This window comes from Sphingopyxis terrae subsp. terrae NBRC 15098, assembly GCF_001610975.1.
Classification (GTDB): domain Bacteria; phylum Pseudomonadota; class Alphaproteobacteria; order Sphingomonadales; family Sphingomonadaceae; genus Sphingopyxis; species Sphingopyxis terrae_A.
Genome location: NZ_CP013342.1, coordinates 280085 through 303364 on the forward strand (window position 1 = coordinate 280085; position 23280 = coordinate 303364).

The 23280-nt window shown below is 64.8% G+C and carries 17 protein-coding genes; 10 read left to right on the top strand and 7 right to left on the bottom strand.

What is annotated here, in order from left to right:
* Positions 1-77 precede the first annotated feature (77 nt).
* The 5 genes from AOA14_RS01350 to AOA14_RS01370 all read left to right on the top strand — a co-directional run bounded on the left by AOA14_RS01350 (position 78) and on the right by AOA14_RS01370 (position 8585).
* Positions 78-1520 carry an NAD(P)-dependent oxidoreductase gene (locus tag AOA14_RS01350; RefSeq protein WP_062900464.1) on the top strand — a complete coding sequence of 481 codons (1443 nt, stop codon included), beginning with the start codon at positions 78-80 and terminating at the stop codon, positions 1518-1520.
* 23 nt (positions 1521-1543) lie between these two features.
* Positions 1544-2701 (top strand): DUF2059 domain-containing protein, encoded by a 1158-nt coding sequence (locus tag AOA14_RS01355; RefSeq protein WP_062900465.1) that lies wholly within the window; start codon positions 1544-1546, stop codon positions 2699-2701.
* A gap of 29 nt (positions 2702-2730) precedes the next feature.
* Positions 2731-7257: a glutamate synthase large subunit gene (gene gltB / locus AOA14_RS01360; protein WP_062900466.1), complete on the top strand. Its 4527-nt coding sequence runs from the start codon at positions 2731-2733 to the stop codon at positions 7255-7257.
* A gap of 141 nt (positions 7258-7398) precedes the next feature.
* On the top strand, positions 7399-7821 hold the full coding sequence (locus AOA14_RS01365) for a hypothetical protein (RefSeq protein ID WP_062902945.1): 423 nt from the start codon (positions 7399-7401) through the stop codon (positions 7819-7821).
* Positions 7822-7913: 92 nt separating this feature from the next.
* Complete coding sequence (locus AOA14_RS01370; RefSeq protein ID WP_062902946.1) at positions 7914-8585, top strand: glutathione S-transferase family protein; 672 nt, start codon at positions 7914-7916, stop codon at positions 8583-8585.
* A gap of 169 nt (positions 8586-8754) precedes the next feature.
* On the opposite strand, the gene katG is transcribed toward AOA14_RS01370, so the two are convergent.
* Complete coding sequence (gene katG, locus AOA14_RS01375; RefSeq protein ID WP_062900467.1) at positions 8755-10953, bottom strand: catalase/peroxidase HPI; 2199 nt, start codon at positions 10951-10953, stop codon at positions 8755-8757.
* A 346-nt stretch (positions 10954-11299) separates the two neighbouring features.
* On the opposite strand from katG, the gene AOA14_RS19570 reads away from it, so the two are divergent.
* On the top strand, positions 11300-11449 hold the full coding sequence (locus tag AOA14_RS19570) for a hypothetical protein (protein WP_186402752.1): 150 nt from the start codon (positions 11300-11302) through the stop codon (positions 11447-11449).
* A 71-nt stretch (positions 11450-11520) separates the two neighbouring features.
* Here the strand turns inward: AOA14_RS19570 and AOA14_RS01385 are convergent, their stop codons facing one another.
* Both AOA14_RS01385 and AOA14_RS19090 read right to left on the bottom strand, forming a co-directional pair.
* Positions 11521-13944 carry a TonB-dependent receptor gene (locus tag AOA14_RS01385; protein ID WP_062900469.1) on the bottom strand — a complete coding sequence of 808 codons (2424 nt, stop codon included), beginning with the start codon at positions 13942-13944 and terminating at the stop codon, positions 11521-11523.
* Positions 13945-14031: 87 nt separating this feature from the next.
* Positions 14032-14202 carry a YezD family protein gene (locus tag AOA14_RS19090; protein WP_082813399.1) on the bottom strand — a complete coding sequence of 57 codons (171 nt, stop codon included), beginning with the start codon at positions 14200-14202 and terminating at the stop codon, positions 14032-14034.
* Positions 14203-14395: 193 nt separating this feature from the next.
* Between AOA14_RS19090 and AOA14_RS01390 the strand changes: the two genes are divergently transcribed.
* The 4 genes from AOA14_RS01390 to AOA14_RS01405 all read left to right on the top strand — a co-directional run bounded on the left by AOA14_RS01390 (position 14396) and on the right by AOA14_RS01405 (position 19023).
* Positions 14396-15400 carry an NAD(P)H-dependent flavin oxidoreductase gene (locus AOA14_RS01390; protein ID WP_062902947.1) on the top strand — a complete coding sequence of 335 codons (1005 nt, stop codon included), beginning with the start codon at positions 14396-14398 and terminating at the stop codon, positions 15398-15400.
* Between the two features lie 33 nt (positions 15401-15433).
* Positions 15434-16153, top strand: a complete 720-nt coding sequence (locus AOA14_RS01395; RefSeq protein ID WP_238929705.1) for a hypothetical protein — start codon at positions 15434-15436, stop codon at positions 16151-16153.
* Positions 16154-16229: 76 nt separating this feature from the next.
* Positions 16230-18527, top strand: a complete 2298-nt coding sequence (gene ptsP, locus AOA14_RS01400; protein WP_062900471.1) for a phosphoenolpyruvate--protein phosphotransferase — start codon at positions 16230-16232, stop codon at positions 18525-18527.
* A gap of 79 nt (positions 18528-18606) precedes the next feature.
* On the top strand, positions 18607-19023 hold the full coding sequence (locus tag AOA14_RS01405) for a GFA family protein (protein ID WP_062900472.1): 417 nt from the start codon (positions 18607-18609) through the stop codon (positions 19021-19023).
* A 4-nt stretch (positions 19024-19027) separates the two neighbouring features.
* Here AOA14_RS01405 and AOA14_RS01410 read toward each other — a convergent pair whose 3' ends face one another.
* From AOA14_RS01410 to AOA14_RS01425, 4 genes are read right to left on the bottom strand one after another with little or no spacing between them, the layout of a single operon-like run.
* Entirely contained in the window at positions 19028-20371 is a 1344-nt protein-coding gene (locus AOA14_RS01410) for a serine hydrolase domain-containing protein (protein WP_062902948.1), read from the bottom strand.
* A 31-nt stretch (positions 20372-20402) separates the two neighbouring features.
* Entirely contained in the window at positions 20403-20759 is a 357-nt protein-coding gene (locus tag AOA14_RS01415) for an MmcQ/YjbR family DNA-binding protein (RefSeq protein ID WP_238929706.1), read from the bottom strand.
* Positions 20756-22081, bottom strand: coding sequence for a replication-associated recombination protein A (locus tag AOA14_RS01420; protein ID WP_202988357.1), 1326 nt, complete (start codon positions 22079-22081; stop codon positions 20756-20758). Before AOA14_RS01420 ends, AOA14_RS01415 begins: the two co-directional genes overlap by 4 nt.
* Positions 22082-22087: 6 nt before the next feature.
* Complete coding sequence (locus AOA14_RS01425; protein ID WP_062900473.1) at positions 22088-23245, bottom strand: glycosyltransferase family 4 protein; 1158 nt, start codon at positions 23243-23245, stop codon at positions 22088-22090.
* Positions 23246-23280 lie beyond the last annotated feature (35 nt).

A 23280-nucleotide genomic window follows, 5' to 3' on the forward strand; every position in this document is an offset into this window, starting at 1 on the left:
AACTGTCTTACTCCACAAAATGTCCGTGACAGCGGCGCTCCCGCCATGCATCCGCGCTTCAACGAAGGGGATTTTGCATGGCTTCCGAACGCATGCTCCAATTTGTGGGGCGCGAACAACATTATCCGGACAAGCGCTCGGCCGACGAACGTGCGCGCGATTTTAACGAAATCGCGGCCCGCTACGCGCAGCCGGAAGCCGACGATCAGGCGTCGCGCTGCTCGCAGTGCGGCGTACCCTATTGCTCGGTCCACTGCCCGCTCCACAATCATATCCCCGACTGGTTGCGCCTGACCGCCGAGGGACGGCTGCGCGAAGCCTACGAACTGTCGAACGCAACGTCGACCATGCCCGAAATCTGCGGCCGCATCTGCCCGCAGGACCGCCTTTGCGAAGGCAATTGCGTGATCGAATTTTCGGGTCACGGGGCGGTGACGATCGGCAGCGTCGAGAAATATATCACCGACACCGCCTGGGCCGAGGGATGGGTCGAACCCGTCCATGTCGGCCCCGCAACGGGCCAGTCGGTCGCCATTGTCGGCGCGGGGCCCGCGGGCCTGACCGCCGCCGAATATCTGCGCGCAGAGGGGCATGAGGTGCATGTCTACGATCGGCACGACCGCGCCGGCGGCCTGCTGACCTATGGCATCCCCGGCTTCAAGCTGGAAAAGGATGTGGTGATGCGCCGCGTCGATCGGCTCGCGGAAAGCGGCATCCATTTCCATCAGGGCTTCGAGGTCGGGCGTGATGCGACGCTGGAGGAGCTGCGCCGGCGCCACGATGCGGTGCTGATCGCCACCGGCGTCTACAAGGCGCGCGAGATCAACGTCCCTGGCAACGGCGCCGAGGGGGTGATCGCGGCGCTCGATTATCTGGTCGCGTCGAACCGCAAAGGGTTTGGCGATGCGGTCCCGGCCTTCGACGATGGCAGCCTGAATGCCGAAGGCAAGCATGTCGTCGTCATCGGCGGCGGCGATACCGCGATGGACTGCGTCCGCACCGCGATCCGCCAAGGCGCCAAATCGGTGAAATGCCTCTATCGCCGCGACCGCGAGAATATGCCGGGATCGCAGCGCGAAGTCGCCAATGCCGAAGAGGAAGGCGTCGAGTTCGTCTGGCTGTCCGCCCCCGAAAGCTTTGCCGCCGACAAGCATGTGAAGGAGGTCGCGGTTGCCGGGATGCGCCTTGGCGCGCCCGACGCAAGCGGCCGGCGCAGCCCCGAACCCGATCCGGGCCGCACCTTCGACCTGCCCGCCGACATGGTGATCAAGGCGCTGGGTTTCGATCCGGAGGAATTGCCGCACCTGTTCGGTTCGCCCGATCTGTCGGTCACGCGCTGGGGCACGCTGCGCGTCGATCATCAGACGATGATGACCAGCCTTCCCGGCGTTTTTGCCGCCGGCGACATTGTCCGCGGCGCCAGCCTGGTCGTCTGGGGCATTCGCGACGGCCGCGATGTCAGCGAACAGATGTCGAAATGGTTGAAGGCGAAAGCGAAAAGCGAAAAGAAGGCAGCCTGACCAACAGGGGAAGGGATTTCAAAATGTCGACGTTCAAAAATCTGCTGCTCGCTGGCGCCGTGGTGCTGACGCCTGCCCACGCCTATGCCGCGCCCAAGGAAGCGCCGATCGCCGAGGCAGTCACCGTTGCAATGCCCGCAGAGAGTGAAAGCGAGCCCGACAGCGAGCAGTCGCTCGCTAACGCCAAGGCGAAGATGCAGAAGGAAATCGATCAGGCGATCGCGCTGATCGAAAAAATCTTCGAGGTCGACAAGCTGCCGCCGGTCGATCCGGCGCAGCTCGCGCTCGCGCAGCAGACGACGAACGCGCTGATCCCGGCGGGAAGCATCGAGAAGATGCTCGACAATATGTACGGCAAGCTGTTTCGCGCCTTCATGGATCAGACGAGCAGCATGTCCGACCTGATGCTCTCGATCAAGACGGGCGTCGATAGCGAGAAGATTGCCGCGCTTGATGCGACGAGCAAGACCGCGATCGCCGATATGTTCGACCCGCACCGCAAGGAACGCGAGGATCAGATCAACAAGGTGATCAAGCCGCTGATCAGCGAGGCGCTCGGCGATCTCGAGCCGCCGATGCGCGACGGCCTCGCCCGCGCTTACGCCCGCAAGTTCAGCGCGCAGCAGCTCGGCGACCTCAACGCCTTTCTCGCCACCCCGACGGGCCAGGCCTATGGCGCCGAATGGATGTCGCTGCAGGCCGATCCCGAAGTAATGATCGCGATGGTCAAGGCCGTGCCGCCGCTGATCAACAAGTTCATCGACCGCGGCCCCGAGCTTGAAGGCCAGCTCAAGGATCTGCCCAAGGAAAAGGCGATGAGCGACCTCACCGACGCCGAGCTGGCGAAGCTTGCCAAGCTGATGAAAGTCGACGTCAAGACGCTCAAGGAGAACCGCGACATGTGGAACGACGACATGACCACGGACGCTACCGCGGTCGATGCCGTCGATGCAGCGGGCGATGCCGCAGACGCGGCCGCTGACGCCGCGGATGCAGCCGCGGCGACGGCCGACGCGGCCGGCGACTATGACGAGGCTTACGATCGCAGCAACTGGTCGGCCGCCGATCTGCAGAAGGTAGAAGATCTGGAGGCCGAGGCCGACAAGGCATCCTCAGCCGCCTATGACGCCGAACAGGAAGCCGTCGCCAACGCGCGCAAGCGGCTCAAGCCTTCGACCTGACCCACGCCCATTCCGGCAGGAACCACGACATGACCCATTACCCGACCCCCGATCACCAGCGGCTTGCCGAAGACGGCATGTATCGCCCCGACCTCGAGTCCGATGCCTGCGGCGTCGGCATGGTCGCGGCGACCGACGGCAAGGCCTCGCGCCGCGTCGTCGAGGCGGCGATCGAGGCGCTGCGCGCCGTCTGGCACCGCGGCGCCGTCGATGCCGACGGCAAGACGGGCGATGGTGCGGGTATCCATGTCGACCTGCCGGAGCGCTTTTTCGACGATGCGATCGCGGCATCGGGGCACAAGGTGCTGCCGAACCGCCTCGCCGTCGGCATGATCTTCCTGCCGCGCACCGACTTGGGCGCGCAGGAAGCATGCCGCACGATCGTCGAATCCGAAATCATCGACGCGGGCTACACCATCTATGGCTGGCGCCAGGTTCCGGTCGACGTGTCGGTGATCGGCGACAAGGCGCAGCGCACGCGCCCCGAAATCGAACAGATCATGATTGCCGGCCCCCTTCCCGAGGAGCAGTCGATCGACGAATTCGAAAAGCAGCTCTATCTCGTCCGCCGCCGCATCGAAAAGAAGGTGATTGCGGCGCAGATCGCCGATTTCTACATCTGCAGCCTGTCTGCGCGATCGATCATCTACAAAGGACTGTTCCTCGCCGAGAGCCTGGCGGATTTCTATCCCGACCTTGCGAACAAGCTGTTCGAAAGCCGGGTTGCGATATTCCACCAGCGCTATTCGACCAACACCTTCCCGCAATGGTGGCTCGCCCAGCCGTTTCGCACCCTCGCCCATAATGGCGAGATCAATACGATCCGCGGCAACAAGAACTGGATGAAAAGCCACGAGATCAAAATGGCGAGCCTCGCCTTCGGCGAACATTCGGAAGACATCAAGCCGGTGATCCCGGCTGGCGCCAGCGATACGGCAGCGCTCGACGCAGTGTTCGAGACGCTATGCCGCGCGGGCCGCGATGCGCCGACCGCAAAGCTGATTCTGGTCCCCGAAGCCTGGGCCACCGATGAAGAAATGCCCGCCGCGCACAAGGCGATGTACAACTTTCTCGCAAGCGTGATGGAGCCGTGGGACGGCCCAGCCGCGCTCGCGATGACCGACGGCCGCTGGGCAGTCGCGGGGATGGACCGCAACGCACTTCGTCCGCTGCGCTACACGCTGACGGCCGACAATCTGCTCGTCGTTGGCTCTGAAAGCGGCATGGTGCTGCTGCCCGAGGCGAGCATCCGCAAGAAGGGTCGCCTCGGCCCCGGCCAGATGATCGCCGTCGATCTCGACGAAGGCACTCTCTACGAAGACCGCGCGATCAAGGACAAGATCGCGGGAACGCACGATTATGCGGCGCGCGTGAAGGGTTTCCGCACGATGGCCGACCTGCCCAAGGGCGGCAAGTCGAGCCTGCCGGGCTTTGACCGCGCCGAACTGCTGCGCCGCCAGGTCGCCGCCGGCTTCACGATGGAAGATATGGAACTCATCCTTTCGCCGATGGTCGAGGATGCGAAGGAAGCGATCGGCTCGATGGGCGACGACACGCCGCTCGCGGTCATTTCCGACAAGCCGCGCCATGTCGCGCAATTCTTCCGCCAGAACTTCAGCCAGGTCACCAACCCGCCCATCGACAGCCTGCGCGAACGGCATGTGATGAGCCTGAAGACGCGCTTTTCCAACCTTGCCAATATTCTCGACGAAAAAGGCCAGAGCCCGCACGTGCTCGTCATCGATTCGCCGGTGCTCGTCGGCGACGATTGGGACCGGCTGCGCGCCTATTTCGGCGATGCAGTGGCCGAGATCGATTGCACTTTCCCAACCGGCGGCGACGCCTCGACGCTGCGCGACGCGATCGCGCGCATCCGGCGCGAGGCAGAGGACGCCGTGCGCGCGGGGCGGAGCGAGCTATTCCTTTCCGACCAGACTATCGGCGAAGATCGCGTCGGGGTCGCAATGGTGCTCGCCGCTGCGGCGGTCCACACGCACCTCGTGCGCAAGGGGTTGCGCAGCTACGCCTCGATCAACGTCCGCTCGGCCGAGATACTCGACACGCACGGCTTTGCGGTGCTCATCGGCGTCGGCGCGACCACGGTCCACGCCTATCTCGCCGAAGCGGCGATCGCCGACCGTCTGTCGCGCGGCCTGTTCGGCGACCTAGCGCTCGCCGACGCGCTGCAGCGTTTCCGCAAGGCAATCGACGACGGCCTCTTGAAGATCATGGCCAAGATGGGGATCGCGGTGATCTCCTCCTATCGCGGCGGCTATAATTTCGAGGCGGTCGGCCTTAGCCGCGCGCTCGTAAACGATCTCTTCCCCGGCATGCCGGCCAAGATTTCGGGCGAAGGCTATCAGTCGCTCTTCATCAACGCGACCGAGAAGCATGAGGCGGCGTTCGACGCGCGCGTCACGACGCTCCCCATCGGCGGCTTCTATCGCCAGCGCGCGGGCGGCGAAGCGCACGCCTATTCGGCGCAGCTCATGCACTTGCTGCAGACCGCCGTCGCGACCGACAGCTATTCGACCTATCTGCAATTCGCGCGCGGGGTCGCCGACCTGCCGCCCATCTATCTGCGCGACCTGATGGAATTCAACTTCCCAGCGCAGGGCATAGCGCTCGACAGCGTCGAGGCGATCACCGAAATCCGCAAGCGCTTCGTCACCCCGGGCATGTCGTTGGGCGCACTATCCCCCGAAGCGCATGAAACGCTGGCGATTGCGATGAACCGCATCGGCGCGAAGGCGGTGTCGGGCGAAGGCGGCGAAGCAAGCGAGCGCTACAAGCCTTATGCCAATGGCGACAATGCCAATAGCAACATCAAGCAGATCGCGTCGGGCCGCTTCGGCGTCACGGCCGAATATCTCGGCGCCTGCGACGAGATCGAAATCAAGGTCGCACAGGGTGCCAAGCCGGGCGAAGGCGGCCAGCTTCCGGGCTTCAAGGTCACCGAATTCATCGCGCGCCTGCGCCATTCGACGCCGGGCGTGATGCTGATCTCGCCGCCGCCGCACCACGACATCTATTCGATCGAGGATCTTGCACAGCTCATCTACGATTTGAAGCAGATCAATCCGAAGGCGCGCGTCTGCGTGAAGCTCGTCAGTTCGGCGGGCATCGGCACCGTCGCGGCGGGCGTTGCCAAGGCGCACGCCGACGTGATCCTTGTCTCGGGCAATACCGGCGGCACGGGCGCTTCGCCCCAGACGAGCATCAAATATGCCGGCACCCCGTGGGAAATGGGCCTCAGCGAAGTCAACCAGGTCCTGACGCTCAACGGCCTTCGGCACCGCATCCGCCTGCGCACCGACGGCGGGCTTAAGACCGGGCGCGACATCGTCATCGCCGCCATCCTGGGCGCCGAGGAATATGGCATAGGGACGCTGAGCCTTGTCGCCATGGGTTGCATCATGGTGCGCCAGTGCCATTCGAACACCTGCCCCGTCGGGGTCTGCACGCAGGACGAGAAGCTGCGGCAGAAGTTTACGGGGTCGCCCGAAAAGGTCATCAACCTGATGACCTTCATCGCCGAGGAAGTGCGCGAAATCCTCGCCAAGCTCGGCTGCCGCAGCCTCGACGAGGTGATCGGCCGCACCGAGCTTCTCCGCCAGGTCAGCCGCGGTGCCGAGCATCTCGACGACCTCGACCTCAATCCGATCCTCGCCAAGGTTGATGCGCCCGACGAGCAGCGCCGCTCGCAGGGACCGAATTTCCGCAACCCGGTGCCCGACAGCCTCGACGCGCAGATCTTGAACGATGCGAAACCTCTGTTTGATCGCGGCGAGCGGATGCAGCTCACTTATAACGTCCGCAACACCCACCGTGCCGTCGGCACGCGCCTCTCGGCCGAAGTTACGGCGCGTTTCGGGATGACCGGGCTTGCCGACGACCATGTGCAGGTGCGTCTGCGCGGAACCGCCGGGCAGTCGCTCGGCGCCTTCCTCTGCCAGGGCATCACGCTCGAAGTGTTCGGCGATGCGAACGACTATGTCGGCAAGGGCCTGTCGGGTGGGCGCATCATCGTGCGGCCGACCGTGTCGAGCCCGCTGGTCAGCCAGCATAACAGCATCGTCGGCAACACCGTCCTCTACGGCGCGACCGCAGGCACCTTGCTCGCGGCGGGCCAGGCGGGCGAACGCTTTGCGGTCCGCAACTCGGGCGCGAAAGTCGTGATCGAAGGCTGCGGTGCCAATGGCTGCGAATATATGACCGGCGGCACGGCGGTGATCCTGGGTGCGGTAGGGTCGAATTTCGGCGCCGGCATGACCGGCGGCATGGCCTTCGTCCTCGACGTCGATGAAAGCTTCGAAAGCCGCGCCAATCCCGAATCGATCGTCTGGCAACGGCTCGACAGCGCACATTGGGAAGGCGCCTTGCGCGCACTTGTCGAGGAGCATGCGGCGGCAACCGGCAGCAAATGGTCGGCCGAGGTGCTTGCGGACTGGGATCGCTGGCGCACGCGTTTCTGGCAGGTGTGTCCCAAGGAAATGATCGGGCGACTCGCGCATCCGCTCAGCGACCGGCCTGCACAGGCGGTCGCCGCCGAATAGCCGGTGTCCCCGGCCCTCGCCGGGGACGTCTGCCGCATCAAGGCCCCAGTCTGCCGCAAGACGATAGGTTATTCAGCCGCGCGAAAGCGTCGGGCCGCTATGTGCGGCGCTGATGTTTCGCGCTTCCGAAAGGATGATTCCATGCGCCCGATCCGCGCCGCCCTTCCGCTTCTCGCAATCCTCGCCCCCGTGCCGGCGTCGGCGGCGGATGCGCGCGACGCTGCCGCCGTGCTGAACGATCCGGCGACGCAGGACCGGATGGCCGACACGATCACGGCGCTGGTCGGTGCAATGATGCAGATGCCCGTCGGTCCGCTCGCCGAAGCCGTCGCGCGGATCGATCCGTCGTCCGATGCCGCCCGCATACCCGCCGACGCAACCATCGGTGACATCGCGGGGCGCGACCCCGGCTATGCCGAGCGTATGGGCGGCGACGTTCGCGCAAGCGCGCGCATGGCCGGCCATGCCGCTTCTGCCGTCGCCGCTTATGCTCCGGTTATCAAGGATATGGCGCGTGATCTTCTGGCGCAATGGGAAGCTGAACGCACCACTGCGCGGCAATAGCGCACCGCTTGCGTGCTGACCCGAACCGACCCGGTTGATAAGTCCGCCATAGCCATTGGACGCGCCGCCTCGCTGACGCTATGCGGATGATCATGTGGCAACTCTATCAATTCCCTCTCTGTCCCTTCTCGCGCAAGGTCCGGCTGCTGCTCGGCGAAAAGGGCGTTGGTTATGAATTGGTGCGCGAATCACCGTGGGAACGCCGTGACGAATTCGTCGACCTGAACCCCGCCGGGCGTACCCCGGTGATGGTGGACGAGGGGCGCGGACAAGTGCTCATCGACAGCAACGCCATCGCCGAATATTTCGAGGAGACGGTCGAGGGCAAGGCAATGATCAACGGCACCGCCGCCAATCGCGCCGAGATCCGCCGCCTGGTCGCCTGGTTCGACCAGGAATTCTATTTCGAAGTCACCGGCCCGCTGCTTTTCGAACGGATGCAGAAGCGCATCGTCCACCGCCAGCCACCCGACGGCGGCGCGCTGCGCGAAGCGATGAAGGCGGCGAACCAGCACCTCGACTATATCGACTATCTCATCGACCATCGCACCTGGCTTGCCGGTGCGACGATGAGCCTCGCCGATCTCGCCGCCGCGGCGCACATCTCGGTCGCCGACTATCTGGGCGGCATCGACTGGACCGGGCACGATCAGACTAAGGGCTGGTATTCAGGCCTCAAGTCGCGCCCGAGTTTCCGGCCGCTGCTGGCCGAACGGATGGAAATCGTGACGCCGCCCAAATATTATGAAGACGTCGATTTCTAGTAAGTTCGCCGCCGGGCAAATGAACGACCGTTCGAAGCTTTCGGCATTGACCCCCTCATAAAATATGACCCGCCTCCCGAGCCCATGTCCCCGGAAGGCGGGTCGCGACCCGTCGCCATGAGGGTTGGCGGCCGGTCCCGAGGCATGTTCGGGACCGGCGCCTGCCCGGTTACGCGAGGTCGAAACGATCGGCGTTCATGATCTTCGTCCAGGCTTTGACAAAGTCCTTGACGAACTTTTCCTCGTGGCCCGTCTCGGCGTAGACTTCGGCGACAGCGCGCAGTTCCGAATTGGAACCGAAGACGAGGTCGGCGCGGGTTGCGCGCCAGGTTTCGCCCCCGCTCTTGCGATCGGTTGCCACATATTCCTGGTCATCCGATCCGTCGACGGCCTTCCACACATTGGTCATGTCGAGCAGGTTGACGAAATAGTCGTTCGTCAACTGGCCCGAACGCTTGGTGAAATGGCCATGCCCGCGATCGCCATGATTGGCACCGAGCACGCGCAGGCCGCCAATCAGCACCGTCATTTCGGGCACCGACAGGCCGAGCAGCGACGCGCGGTCGAGCATCATTTCCTCGGTCTTCACCGCCAGCTTCTTCTTGCCGAGATAGTTGCGGAATGCATCGGCTTCGGGTTCCATCACCGCGAAGCTGTCGGCATCGGTCTGTTCGGCCGTCGCGTCGCCGCGGCCGCCGGTGAAGGGCACCGCGACGTTGAAGCCCGCGTCCTTGATCGCCTTTTCAAGACCCACAACGCCGCCGAGCACGATGGCGTCGGCCATCGACATCGAACCACGCAGCCCGTCGAGCGTATCGAGCACCTTGGCCAGCATCGCCGGTTCGTTGACTTCCCAGTCCTTTTGCGGCGCGAGGCGAACCCGCGCACCATTGGCACCCCCGCGAAAGTCCGACTTGCGGAAGGTGCTGGCGGAGGCCCACGCCGTCTTGATGAGTTGGCTGACGGTGAGGCCGCTCGCGGCGATCTTGTCCTTCACTGCCTTGACCTCGGCATCCGAAGGCATGGTGCCTGCGGGGATAGGGTCCTGCCAGATCAGGTCTTCGGCGGGCACTTCGGGGCCGAGGTAGCGGGTTTTCGGACCCATGTCGCGGTGCGTCAGCTTGAACCAAGCGCGCGCGAAGGCGTCCTTGAACGCTTCGTGATCGCTGCGAAACCTCTCGCTGATCTTGCGGTATTCAGGATCGCGCTTCAGCGCCATGTCGGCGGTCGTCATCATCGTGGGCACCTTGATGTTCGGATCCCACGCCGCCGGCGCCATATCCTCTTCCTTCTGACCGATCGGCTGCCACTGGTTCGCGCCCGCGGGCGATTTCACCAGCTCGTAATCATAGTCGAACAGCAGCCGGAAATAATTTTCGGTCCATTTGTCGGGGGTGTTGGTCCAGGCGCCCTCGATGCCGCTCGTGACGGCATGTTCGCCGATGCCGCCATGCTCCTCGCCGCTGACCCAGCCGAAGCCCTGCGCAGCGAGATCGCCGCCCGCGGGTGCGGCCCCCAGCTTGGAGGCGTCGCCATTGCCATGCGCCTTGCCGAATGTATGCCCGCCCGCGGTCAGCGCGACGGTTTCCTCGTCGTTCATCGCCATGCGCGCGAAGGTTTCCTTCATGTCGCGCGCCATGCCTTCGTCATCGTGCGGATTGCCCTGCGGTCCTTCGGGGTTGACGTAGATCAGCCCCATCTGGATCGCCGCGAGAGGTCCCTCGATCACTTCGAAGCCGTGCTTGGGATCGATGCGCGTCTGCACGCCTTCGTTCACCCACTTGTCTTCGCTGCCCCAATAGATGTCGCGTTCGGGTTCATAGACATCGACGCGGCCGCCGCCGAAACCGAAGACCGGACCGCCCATGCTTTCGATCGCCACATTGCCGGTGAGGATGAACAGATCGGCCCAGCTGATCTTGTTGCCATATTTTTGCTTGATCGGCCAAAGCAGGCGCCGCGCCTTGTCGAGATTGCCGTTGTCGGGCCAGCTGTCGAGTGGCGCGAAACGCTGTTGCCCGCTATTGGCGCCGCCGCGGCCATCGGCGGTGCGGTAGGTACCCGCGGCGTGCCACGCCATGCGGATGAAGAAGGGCCCATAATGACCATAGTCGGCGGGCCACCACGGTTGGCTGTCGGTCATTAGCGCGGTCAGATCATCCTTCAGCGCCTGATAATCGAGCGATTTGAACGCTTCGGCATAGTCGAAATCTTCGCCCATCGGGTTGGAAGGCCCGTTGGGGGTGAGGATGTCGGTCGCCAGCATGTCCGGCCACCAATCCTTGTTTGTGCGGCCGAGCAGCGCGCGCATGCCGCCCTTGTGGACGGGACAACCGCCTGCGGCGTCGATGGGGGTCTGGTCGTTCATGCAATCTCTCCTCTTTTGGATTATTGGATTGTGACGCGGCGCGGTGACGGACGCGTGACGGGCAAAGTCGGGCCGACCGGCATTGCGCCGAGTCGGTGGCGCTATCCTCTCCTTCTGACAGGCCGAGGATAGGCTGCGCGGTCCCATCGACATAACCGAATAAGCTGTATTCAGTGATCGACCCTTCCGATCATTAACACGCGAAGGACGATCGGGATCAGTCACTCGTCGCCCCGCCGCCACGACCGGACGCGGATGCGACGAACCGAGGAACATCGCGCGTTCGCCGCGGGTTTTTCATGGGTCCGGCCGCGATACTTGCAGCCGGACTGCAAGGAGAAGGAAAGTGGCTAATACCCCCAACCAGAACCAGCAGAAGCCGCAGGCGGATCGCGAAGAAGAACAGCGCCGTCAGCAGCAACAGCAGGACGGCCAGAACCGCCAGCCGGGCGAACAGCGCCGCGAAGAAGAGCGCAATCCCGGCCAGCAGCGCTAACGCCGCCGGCCTGTGAAAGGGGCCGCCCATCGGGCGGCCCCTTTTCCGTCGGCCTTGCGCTCCCGCCCCGGTCAGAAGCCGAATTTGATCGTCCCGCCCCACGTGCGGGGATCGCCTGGAAGCCCGGTGATCAGGCCGGTATTGCCCGGACCGACAAAAAGCTGATCGATATAATCGCGATCGAACGCGTTGCGGACCCAGGCAAAGACATCGAGGCGGCGTTCTGCCCGGAAGCCGACGCGGATATTCGACAGCGAATAGCCGTCGACCCAGGTGTAGATTGACGGGCTCGCGTTCGACGAGAAGTTCGAACGATAGCTGCCGTCATAGCCCAGATAGACCTGTCCCTCCTGACCGAACAGCGATGCCGGCACATTGGCTTCGGCGCCGAAAGACAGCGCCCATTTCGACACGCCCGGCAGCCGCGCGCCCGATATGTCGCAGTTCGCGGGGCTGTTCGCACCGCCCGACAATTCGGGCGGGCATGGCGCATCGACGAAGCGCCGGTATTTGGCGTCGGTGTAGGCGCCGTTGACATAGGCATTGAAGCGTTCGCTCGGGCGGATCGCGACGTCGGCCTCAATCCCCTGTGTGCGGACCTTATCGGCATTGGCGAGATAGCCGCGCAACACCCCGAACTGTCCGTTGTTCACATTGGCCTGATAATCACCGATGTCGGTGCGGAAGACTGCCAGGTTGACCGTCCCCTTCCCGTTCCAATAGTCGGTCTTCAACCCCGCCTCGTAATGATCGACCGCTTCGGGCTTGATCGTCGCGGCGCCGAGCAGCGGGTTGCCGGCTGCATCGGTCGGCACACCATTCTGATTGATACCGCCCGATTTGAACGTCCTGGCATAGGTTGCATAGACCAGCACACCGCGCGCCGCCTTGTAAGTCGCGGTCAGGTCGTAACTGAAGTTCCAGTCGCTGAAGCTCGGCGCATATTCCTGCGGCGCAAACACACCCAGCCGCGCCACCGACACCGGGTCGTTCAGCGCCCGCGTCACCGGTGACCCGTCGCCCGCGAACACCAGCCGCTGATAATAGCCCTCCTTCTTGTCATAGTTGATCCGCGCGCCGGGCTGGACCGTCAGCCGATCGGTGATCTTCCAGCTCAGCTGCCCGAACAGCGCGAGGCTGGTGTTCTTGAGATATTGCGTATTGCGCGCCGTCAGCCCGTCGAGCACGGTCGGATCATTGGCGAGCGCGCTCGCCGGATTGAGCGTCCAGCGGCTCGAGGCCGCGCCATGCGCCTCGGTCCCTTGCGTGTCGATGCGCTGGTGAAACGCAAAGCCGCCAAGCACGAAATCGAAGCGGTCGCCCGAAACATTGTAGCGCAATTCCTGCGTATATTGATTCTGCTGCGACGGGTTCTGCGACTTGGTGACGATCGGCAAGCCGGTGAAGTCGCGGTCGTTCTCGGGCTGCCAGTCCCAATAGCGCCACGCGGTGATCGAGGTGAGCGTGCCGGGACCGACATCCCATTTGGCGCGCAGCGCCACGCCGCCGATCTCGTTCCCGGCATTGAGATTGGCATCGAGGTCGGTCAGCCGGTCAAAGGGATTGGTGCTCGGCACCGTATAGCCCTGCGCCACCGCGAGCGCGGCATATTGGCGGGCGAGCGGCCGCTGCGTCGCGCCGGTGCGCACGAACACCGAACCGCAGCATACAGCGTCCTGCTTGTTCCAGTCGCCGACGAGCGTGACGCTGAGCGTGTCGGTGGGTTTCCACAGCAATTGCCCGCGCAGGCCGATATTGTCCTGGCTCTGTATCCAGCGGTCGGTCGTGACATTGTAGATGGTGCCGCGGCGGCTCGTCGCCGACACCGCGAAGCGCGCCGCCAGCCGGTCGGACAGCGGCCCCGAAATCGCCGCCTTCGCCTGCTTGAAATTGAGGTCGCCGATGCTGAGTTCGGCCTTGCCCTCGAAATCGAAGGTCGGCTGGTTCGTTGTGATATTGATCGCCCCGGCGGTCGTGTTCTTGCCATAGAGCGTGCCCTGAGGACCGCGCAGCACTTCGATCTGCGCGACATCGAGGAAGTCAAAGGTCGCGGAGGCGACGCGCGCATAATAGACGTCGTCGACATAGATGCCGACGCCCTGTTCGATACCGTCGTTGGTCAGGCCGAACGGCGCACCGATCCCGCGGATATTGACCGCCGAGTTGCGCGGATTGCTCGTGTAGAATTGCAGCGTCGGCGCGAGTTGCTGGAGGCGGCCGACGTTGAAACTGCCGGTGCTGTCGATCTGATCACCGCCGACCACCGAAATGGCGATCGGGACGTCCTGTGCGGTTTCGCTGCGGCGTCGGGCGGTGACGACGATTTCATTGCCATAGGCGGCCTGCGGGCCTTCGCCCGCGACGGTGTCTGCCGCTGCGGTTTCGTCAGCGGCATTTTCGGCTGCAAAGGCGGGATCGTCGCCAAGAAGCAGCAGAAGGGTAAGCGGGATGGCGGCCGGAGCGACCCGGCGGCGAGACGATGACTTTGGGATCATGACAATTTCCTGTTGCAAGAAATTGCCACATCCGGTTGTCCGGTCTGCGGCAGGTGGCGGGGAGTATCCCCGTCGGGAGCTTGAGTATCAGTTGGGGTAGCGGTGCCGTTCGGTCACATCGACCTGCACCAGCCGCCCTTCATGGACAGTTAGTTGGATGGCGCCGAAGCGGAGCTTTTCAAGCGCATCGAGCACGGCTTGAACCGCGCGCGAGGGCGGCTCGCGCTCGCCGGGCGATGGGTCTTGGGACGACGTCATGGCATTTCCTTTCCCCTTTGGTGGATTCGGCGCCAAGACTATCCCAATTGTTTTAGTTGACAATGATTGTTTTGCTTTGGGCGCCGAAAGGAGAGTTTCCCGCGCCCAGCCGAACGGCGAAATCCGTTCCGCCTTCGGGGCTGTGCTCGGCAATGGATTGCGCGCGCGCGCGGCTGCTGGCAAAGGCGCAGCAATGAGCAAATTGAACGAACTCATGGCGCGCGGTACGGCTCTGCTGGGCAGCGACTACGCCATTCTCTGCGGCGCGATGAGCTGGGTGTCCGAGCGCCATCTGGTCAGCGCCATCAGCAATGCCGGCGGCTTTGGCGTGATCGCCTGCGGTGCGATGACGCCCGAGCTGCTGGATGCCGAGATCGCGGCGACAAAGGCGCTGGCGACCCGCAATTTCGGCGTCAACCTGATTACCATGCACCCGCAGCTTTTCGAGCTGATCGAGGTGTGCGCCAAACATGGCGTCGGCCATGTCGTGCTGGCGGGCGGACTGCCTCCGAAAGGCAGCCTCGAGGCGATCAAGGCGTCGGGCGCCAAGGTGATATGCTTCGCGCCGACGCTGGCGCTCGCAAAGAAGCTGGTCCGTTCGGGCGTCGATGCGCTGGTAATCGAAGGGATGGAAGCGGGAGGTCATATCGGCCCCGTGTCGACGAGCGTACTCGCGCAGGAAATCCTGCCCGCGCTCGCTTCCGAGGTGCCGATCTTCGTCGCCGGCGGCATCGGCCGCGGCGAGGCGATCGCCGGCTATCTTGAAATGGGCGCGGCGGGCGTCCAGCTCGGCACGCGCTTCGTCTGCGCCACCGAAAGCATCGCGCATCCCAATTTCAAAAAGGCGTTCATTCGCGCCTCCGCGCGCGACGCCATCGCCAGCGTCCAGATCGATCCGCGCCTGCCCGTCATCCCGGTCCGTGCGCTAAAGAATGCGGGCACCGAAGCCTTTACCGCCAAGCAGCGCGAGGTTGCCAATCTGCTCGACGGGGGCACCGTCGACATGGCGGCGGCGCAGCTCGAAATCGAACATTATTGGGCCGGCGCGCTGCGCCGCGCGGTGATCGACGGCGACGTCGAAAACGGCTCGTTAATGGCAGGGCAATCTGTCGGTATGGTAACGCAGGAAGAGAGCGTTGCCGAGATCATCGCATCTTTGGTGCAACAGGCCGAAACGGCCTTGCACGCACGGGGTTGACGCCGCATGAAGCATGCGGCTGGGGAGAAGGTCATGAATTTGTCGCGTAAAATCATCGTTGCCGGCCTGCTGGCAAGCGTCGCCGCCTGTGCGCCGAAACCCCCGCCCCCGCCCCCGCCGCCGCCGCCCCCGCCGCCGGTGGCCGTGGTCATCCCGCCGCGCCCCCTGCCCCCCGGCAATGCCTCTCTTACGCAAATCCTCCCCGCGCGCGGCCTTGACGGCCGGTTCATGACCGCGAACAGCGGCATCAGCGGCGACCGCGCCTTCTGGCAGCTCAAGATTGCGCTCAACGTCGCGGCGATCGGTTGCCGCGGCGCCGAAGAAGCGACGCTGGTGTCGGCGTACAACAATATCATCAAGGCGCATGCCAAGCAGATCCGGTCTACCGAAAAGACGGTCATCGCCGATCTTGGCAAGGAAACGCGCACCAACGGCATCGCCGCGCGCGACAAGCTGTCGACGCAGCTTTTCAACTATTTCGCGCAGCCCCCGGCGCAGCGCGCCTTCTGCGCTCGCGCCAACGAAGTCGCCCAGCTCGTCTCATCGACCCCGTCGGCACAGGTCATTCCGCAGGCTCCGGCCCAGCTTGCGCAGCTCGACCAGCCCTTCGTCGATTTCTATGAAGCCTATGCCAAATATCGGGCCGATGTCGCCGCGTGGGACGCGAAATATGCCCCGCCCCCGCCGGTGATGACCGCACCCGCCACGACGGCGGTTTCGGGACCGTCCGGGGCGCCCGTCGGCGGCAACTGAAACCGCCAGAATAGCGGGATAAAAGTCGCGCCGGGCAATGGCGTTGGCGCCGTGCATCTGTTAGCAGGATTGCACGATGACCAACGCCCCGCCCCCGCCGACATCCGCCGCCCAGTCGGCCCGCACGATCCTGACGCGGCTGCACGAGGTGATGGCAGCGCGCACCAACGCGCAGTCGAAGCTCAACCAGGTTGTCGGCATCATCGGCGAATGCCTCGATAGCGAGGTCTGTTCCATCTATCTGCTGCGCGAAGGCGCGCTCGAACTTTATGCCACGCGCGGGTTGAAGCAGGAGGCGGTGCACGTCACACGGCTGGGCCTCGGCGAAGGTCTGGTCGGCACGATTGCCGAGCAGATCGAAACGCTGAACCTCGACGAAGCGGCGGCGCATCCCGACTTTTCCTACCGTCCTGAAACGGGCGAGGAGCTGTTCCACAGCTTTGCCGGCGTGCCGATCATCCGGCGTGAGCGCGCGGTCGGCGTCCTGTGCGTCCAGCATGCCGAACCGCGCCGATATGAAGAGATCGAGATCGAAACGCTGCAGACGGTCGCGATGGTGCTGTCCGAACTGATCGCCAACGCCGACCTGGTCGATACCGCAGCGCGGATCGATGCGGGCGAAACCGACCAGTCGATGCAGCGCCTGTCGGGCCAGAAACTGGTCGACGGCATGGGCGCCGGGATCGCGGTTTTCCATCAGCCGCGCGTGCATATCGAACATACGGTCGCCGACGATATCGAGGCCGAACGCCACCGCGTCTACGCCGCGTTCGACAAGATGCGCGAACAGATCGACCGCATGGCGAGCCAGGCCGAATTCGGCGTCGGTGGCGAGCATGAGGAGGTGCTCGAAACCTACAAGATGTTCGCCTATGACGAGGGCTGGTCGCGGCGGATCAACGAAGCGATCGACAGCGGGCTGACCGCCGAAGCGGCCATCGAACGCGTCCAGCAACGCACCCGGATGCGGATGCGCCAGATCGACGACGCGCTGCTGCGCGACCGCATGCACGACCTGGAAGACCTGTCGAACCGGCTGATCCGGATCGTGTCGGGGCAGATGGGGACGGCGGCGCAAGTCGGGCTGCGGCAGGATTCGATCCTCGTCGCCCGCAACCTCGGCCCCGCCGAGCTGCTCGAATATGATCGCCGCCGTCTCAAGGGCGTGATCCTGGAAGAAGGGTCGCTGACCGCGCACGTCATTATCGTCGCGCGTGCGATGGGCGTCCCCGTGCTGGGCCGGGTCCGCGACGTCCGGACCTCGATCCGCGAGGGCGACATGCTGCTCCTCGATGCCGCCGCCGGAACGCTGCACGTGCGCCCGACGCAGGCGGTGCAGGACGCCTTCGATGCCAAGCTCGTTATCTCGCAAAAGCGCCGCGCGAGCCTCGCGTCGCTGCGCGATCTGCCCGCCATTACCAAGGATGGGGTCCCGATCGAGCTGATGATCAACGCCGGGCTGCGCGAGGATGTCGCGGCGCTCGACCTCACCGGCGCACGCGGCATCGGCCTCTTCCGGACCGAATTCCAGTTTCTCGTGTCGGCGACGCTGCCGCAGCGCGAGCGGCAGCAGCGGCTCTACCGCGACGTGCTCGACGCGGCGGGCGACCGTCCCGTCATCTTCCGCACCGTCGACATCGGGGGCGACAAGGCGCTGCCCTATATGAATGTCGACGAAAATGCGCTGGAGGAAAATCCGGCGATGGGGTGGCGCGCGCTGCGCCTCGCGCTCGAACGCGAAGGCCTGTTGAAAGTCCAGGCGCGGGCGCTGATGGAAGCGGCCGCGGGACGCACGCTGAACGTGATGTTTCCGATGGTGTCCGAACCCTGGGAATATGAGGCGGCGCGCCAGTTGTTCATCAACCAGCGCGCCTGGCTGAAACAGCATAACAAGAAGCTGCCCTCGGCGATCCGCTATGGCGCGATGCTCGAGGTGCCGGGTCTGATCGAGACGCTCGATCTGATGCTGCCGCACCTCGACTTCCTGTCGATCGGCACCAATGACCTGACCCAGTTCCTCTTCGCCGCCGACCGCGCGCACCCGCGGCTCGCCGAGCGCTATGACTGGCTATCGCCGACGGTGATGCGCTATCTGGCGCGGGTCGTGAAAATGGTGTCGGGATCGAAGGTCACGCTTGGCGTCTGCGGCGAAATGGGCGGCCGCCCGCTCGAAGCGATGGCGCTGCTCGGCATCGGGATCGAACGCCTGTCGATTACGCCGGCCGGGGTCGGTCCGGTAAAGGCGATGATCCGCTCGCTCGACCTTGGCGCGCTGCGCCGCGACGTCCCGGCGATCCTCGCCCACCCGGCCGCCAACCCGCGCGGACAATATCTCGACTGGGCCCAGAAGCACCACGTCGATCTGGGCGAGTAACCGCGCGGCTTGACCGCCGACGTAATTGCCTTTGAGAAAATGTTTATGGTATGTTCTCCTCCCAGCCAAGGAGAGAGACATGACCGATTCCCCTGCCCGCGCTTCCGGCCAGTGCCATTGCGGTGCGATCCGATATTCGATGCCGACAGCGGTAGAACATCACGCCCTGTGTCATTGCAGTGATTGCCGCCGCCACGCCGGCGCGCCGATGGTCGGCTGGGCGCTGGTCGCACAGGCCGATCTGGAGCTCAGCGGCACGCCGAAAGTCTACGCCTCCTCGGAGCATGGGCGGCGCCATTTCTGCGGCGATTGCGGTACCGGCCTCTTCTATACCAACGACCAGATTTTCCCCGGCAAGATCGACGTGCAGTCGGGGACGCTCGACGATCCCGACCTGATCCCCGCGGGCGCGCAGATCCAGGTCGCCGAACGGATCGGCTGGATGGAAAAGCTGGATGAGATGCCCAGCTTCGTGCGCTACCCTGGCCAGGAGTGAGGCCTTATTTCCGGGTGCCGGTCTTGTCGTCGCCGGCGACGACGGCGGCGGTGAGTTTGGCAATATCGAGCCGCTGCGCCGAGTCGTCATAGCCCTGCCGGACGATGACCAGCCGCCGCGACGGAATGACGATCACATATTGGCCGCGATTGCCGAAAGCGCCGAAAGCATCGGACGGCACGCCCGCCGATTTGTCGAGCAGCCAGAAACCGGCACCATAACCGAATGGCCCGTCCGGCTGCGGGCCGCTCGGCGTCGAAACGAAGCGCCGCCAGTCGGCGGGCAGAATGCGCTCACCGTCCGCGACGCCATCGTTGAGATAGAGGAGGCCGAGCCGGGCAAGATCGCGCGCGGTCGTCCACACCTGGCTCGACAGAATGAAATCGCCATCCTTGTCATGTTCGACGAAGGTGCGCGTCATGCCCAGCCGGTCGAAAAAGGCCGCAGGATCGAGCGCCTCGCCCTCCTTCGTCAGCGCGGCCTTCAGCGACAGCGTCGCGAGCAGCGTGTCGTTGTTGGCGTAGCGATAGCGGCTGCCCGGCGGGTTGAGCAGCGGCCACTGCGTCGTCCACGCGCGCACCGATGCGCCGCCCATATAGATGGCATCGGTGCGATTGCCGGCGCTGTCGCTCGTCAGACCGCTCGCCATCCGCATGAGCTGTTCGGTGGTGATGAGCGCGCGCGGATCGCCAGCCGATTGCCATTCGGCGATCGCCGCGGGCGCGGCCACGTCGAGCTTGCCGCGCAGCACCGCATTGCCGATCAGCGTCGCCGCCAGCGACTTTGCAACCGAAAAGGTGCGCTGCGCGGTATGGACGTCGTGCCCGGCTTGATAGTGCTCGACGACGATCCGGCCGTCCTTGACGATCACCAGCGCGCTGGTCCGCCCGCCGAAACCGGCAATGTTCATCACCGCCGCTTCATAGCGCGTCAGACCGCGCGGGATCGGCGCGCGTGCGCCCTGGTCGCCGAGCGGCCATGGCCGGGCGTCAAGGTCGGCGCGCTTCTGCGGCGAAACTCCGGGCCCCGACGCGGGATCGGCGCCAATCGGCAGCGCCACGCAGCCGTCCCGCCCGGTCCACTGCGCGATGCGCGGCGGCATGTCGCCGCGATAGCGGACAAGGACGCGGCGTGCCGTCTGGTCGACATCGGCGGTCAACGCGCGGACGTCGGCCTCGATTTCGGGATAGATGCCCGTCAGCTCGTCGCGTTCGATATCGGCCATCGCCTTGCCCGCGCCGTCCCAAAGCGCCGAGCAGGTGAAGGCGGCGCGATAGCCCGCCGCCCAGGCGCGATTGAGATCGGCCCCCGCGTCCGCGGCCTGCGCCGGCATCGCCGTGAGCGCCATGGCTGCGACGAGAAACGCGCGCCCGCGCACGTCAGGGCCGCGGGCCGAACGCCGCGCGCTGGGCCTTTTTGGCGCGATCCCACCAGGCGCGGCGGATGACGTCGGCGACCCGGCCGGGATCGGCGGGCGCGAAGCGAACGAGCAGGCCGGGCCAGCCTTCATAATGCGGGGTTTGCCAGAAGATACCGGGGTCGGTTTCAAGCAACAGCTCCTTTTCCTCGATCGGGCACATGACGTGAAAACTGCCGGCCTCGCGGCCCGGCGAAACGAAGGCCTTGCCGTTCACTTTCGGGCAAGGAGTGCCATAGAAGAGCGCCATTTCGACATCGGGCAGTGCGCAGGCAAAGGCGACGACATCGTCCCAGTCAACGAAACGGAAGGCGCTCACTGCTCCTCCCGCGCGGCGCGGCGGCGCTCGTCCCACCAGGCGATGCGCTCGGCGACGCGCTTTTCGAAACCGCGATCGACGGGCCGATAGAAGGTCGCGGGCGCCATGGTATCGGGCCAGTAATTGTCGCCCGAAAAGCCGTCGGGGGCATCATGGTCATAGGCATAGCCTGCGCCATAGCCTAGATCCTTCATCAGCTTGGTCGGCGCATTGAGAATGTTCGCGGGGGGCGCAAGCGAGCCGGTTTCGCGCGCCGCGGCCCACGCCGCCTTTTGCGCAGCATAGGCGGCGTTCGATTTGGGCGCGGTCGCGAGATAGAGACACGCCTGCACGATCGCGAGCTCGCCCTCGGGCGAGCCGAGAAACTGATAGGCGTCCTTGGCGGCAAGGCATTGGGTCAGCGCCTGCGGATCGGCGAGCCCGATATCCTCGCTCGCAAAGCGGACGAGGCGGCGCAGGACATAAAGTGGTTCCTCCCCCGCGACGAGCATGCGCGCAAGCCAATAGAGCGCCGCTTGCGGATCCGATCCGCGCAGCGATTTGTGCAGCGCCGAGATCAGATTGTAATGACCGTCACGGTCCTTGTCGTAGACCGGCATGCGGCGGTGCAGGAATTGCGCAAGCTGGACCGCGTCGAGCGGATCGGCGATCGCTGCCGCGAACAGGGTTTCGACCTGGTTGAGCAGGAAGCGCCCGTCACCGTCCGCGCTGGCGATCAGCGCCGCCCGCGCGTCCGCGGTCACCGGCAGGCTCCGCCCGACATCCGCTTCTGCGCGTTCGACAAGCAGCGCGAGCGCCGCTTCATCGAGCCGGTGCAGCACCAGCACCTGCGCGCGGCTGAGCAATGCGGCGTTCAGCGCAAAACTTGGGTTCTCGGTTGTCGCGCCGACGAGCACGACCGTCCCGCGCTCGACAAAAGGCAGGAAGCCGTCCTGCTGCGCGCGGTTGAAGCGGTGAATCTCGTCGACGAAAAGCAGCGTGCGCTTGCCCGCAGCCGCCATCTTCTCGGCTTCGGCAAACGCCTTTTTAAGGTCGGCGACGCCCGAAAACACCGCCGACAACGGCGCGAAGCGCATCCCCACAGCTTCGGCCAGCAGCCGCGCGATCGTCGTCTTGCCCGTGCCCGGCGGCCCCCACAGGATGATCGACGACAATTGCCCCGCCGCAACCATGCGCCCGATCGCGCCCTCGGCGCCGGTCAGATGCTCCTGTCCGACGACATCGGCGAGGCTGCGCGGGCGCAACCGTTCGGCGAGCGGAACCGGCCCGGTGGCATCGGCTGCCCCGACCGGCGCATCGTTGCCGAACAGATCCCCGGCCATGCCGCGCTACCTCCGCTGCCGCTGCTTCTGGCGGATCAGCCGCAAATAGGTGTCGGCAACCGACTGATTGATCGCGTCCCATTCATAGGCCATGCTTTCGGCCAGCGCCGCCGCACCATGCGCCGCGCGCAGCCCGGCATCGGTGCAATAGCGCTCAAGGTCGTCGGCAAAGCCGGTGATCGACCCCGGATCGACGAGATAGCCCGTCTGGCCATGCTTGACGATGCTGGCGCTGCCCGTCGCGCGCGCTGCGACCACCGGCAGGCCGCACGCCATCGCTTCCAGCGTCACATTGCCGAAGGTTTCGGTGACGGACGGGTTGAACAGCATATCGCACGACGCGATTGCCCGTGCGAGATTGGGACCGCCCTGAAAGCCGACGAATTTCGCCTGCGGGAGCCGCGATTCGAACCAGTCGCCCGCGGGGCCTTCGCCGATCACGACGACCTGATGGCGGACCTTGCGGCGTTCGAGCACGTCGATCGTGTCGGCGAAAACGTCGAGCCCCTTTTCCATGACCAGCCGTCCGAGGAAAGCGATGACGGGCATGTCGTCGGCGAGGCCCCATGACTGGCGCCAGCTCGCCTCGCGCCTGTCGGGCCGGAAAATGTCGCGCTCGACGCCGCGCGTCCAGATGCCGATGTCATAGTTCATCCGCTGTTCGCGCAGCACCTGCGCAAAGCTTTCCGACGGCGCGATCAGCGCGTCGCAGCGCCGGTAGAGCCGGCGCAGCCACGCGACCATAATCGGTTCGAGGAAGGACAGGTTGTAATATCGGAAATAGGTTTCGAAGCGTGTGTGCACCGAACAGGCGACTGGGATATTGCGCCGCCGAGCCCACGCCGCCACTTGCCGCGAAACGCGGTCGGGGCTGGAGATATGCAGGATATTGGGCGCGAATTTCGCGATATCCTCGCGCACGCGGGCCGAGAAATGAAGCGGAATGCGATATTCGGGGCGGTTCGGGATCGCCATCGACGGCACGCTGACAAGATCGCCGGTCGGTTCGAAATCGGGTTCGGCAACCGTCGGCGAATAGACGCGCACCGATGCGCCCTGGCGTAGCAGATAGCCTACAAGGCGGTTGAGCGCCTTGTTCGCGCCATCGACCGTCATATTGTAATTTCCGCTGAACAGCGCGATGCGAAGGTCCGAAACGTCCATCCGGTTTGCGCTAGTCCTTTGCCCCGTCAAAGGCA

Bases quoted from the DNA above. Each gene is read 5' to 3' on its own strand.
- AOA14_RS01395 (WP_238929705.1), top strand. From the start codon at position 15,434: ATGAATTTGTCGCGTAAAATCATCGTTGCCGGCCTGCTGGCAAGCGTC.
- AOA14_RS01385 (WP_062900469.1), bottom strand. From the start codon at position 13,944: ATGATCCCAAAGTCATCGTCTCGCCGCCGGGTCGCTCCGGCCGCCATC.
- AOA14_RS01365 (WP_062902945.1), top strand. From the start codon at position 7,399: ATGCGCCCGATCCGCGCCGCCCTTCCGCTTCTCGCAATCCTCGCCCCC.
- ptsP (WP_062900471.1), top strand. From the start codon at position 16,230: ATGACCAACGCCCCGCCCCCGCCGACATCCGCCGCCCAGTCGGCCCGC.
- AOA14_RS01420 (WP_202988357.1), bottom strand. From the start codon at position 22,081: ATGGCCGGGGATCTGTTCGGCAACGATGCGCCGGTCGGGGCAGCCGAT.
- AOA14_RS01355 (WP_062900465.1), top strand. From the start codon at position 1,544: ATGTCGACGTTCAAAAATCTGCTGCTCGCTGGCGCCGTGGTGCTGACG.
- AOA14_RS01390 (WP_062902947.1), top strand. From the start codon at position 14,396: ATGAGCAAATTGAACGAACTCATGGCGCGCGGTACGGCTCTGCTGGGC.
- AOA14_RS01425 (WP_062900473.1), bottom strand. From the start codon at position 23,245: ATGGACGTTTCGGACCTTCGCATCGCGCTGTTCAGCGGAAATTACAAT.
- AOA14_RS01405 (WP_062900472.1), top strand. From the start codon at position 18,607: ATGACCGATTCCCCTGCCCGCGCTTCCGGCCAGTGCCATTGCGGTGCG.
- AOA14_RS19090 (WP_082813399.1), bottom strand. From the start codon at position 14,202: ATGACGTCGTCCCAAGACCCATCGCCCGGCGAGCGCGAGCCGCCCTCG.
- AOA14_RS01410 (WP_062902948.1), bottom strand. From the start codon at position 20,371: ATGGCGCTCACGGCGATGCCGGCGCAGGCCGCGGACGCGGGGGCCGAT.
- AOA14_RS01370 (WP_062902946.1), top strand. From the start codon at position 7,914: ATGTGGCAACTCTATCAATTCCCTCTCTGTCCCTTCTCGCGCAAGGTC.
- gltB (WP_062900466.1), top strand. From the start codon at position 2,731: ATGACCCATTACCCGACCCCCGATCACCAGCGGCTTGCCGAAGACGGC.
- katG (WP_062900467.1), bottom strand. From the start codon at position 10,953: ATGAACGACCAGACCCCCATCGACGCCGCAGGCGGTTGTCCCGTCCAC.
- AOA14_RS01350 (WP_062900464.1), top strand. From the start codon at position 78: ATGGCTTCCGAACGCATGCTCCAATTTGTGGGGCGCGAACAACATTAT.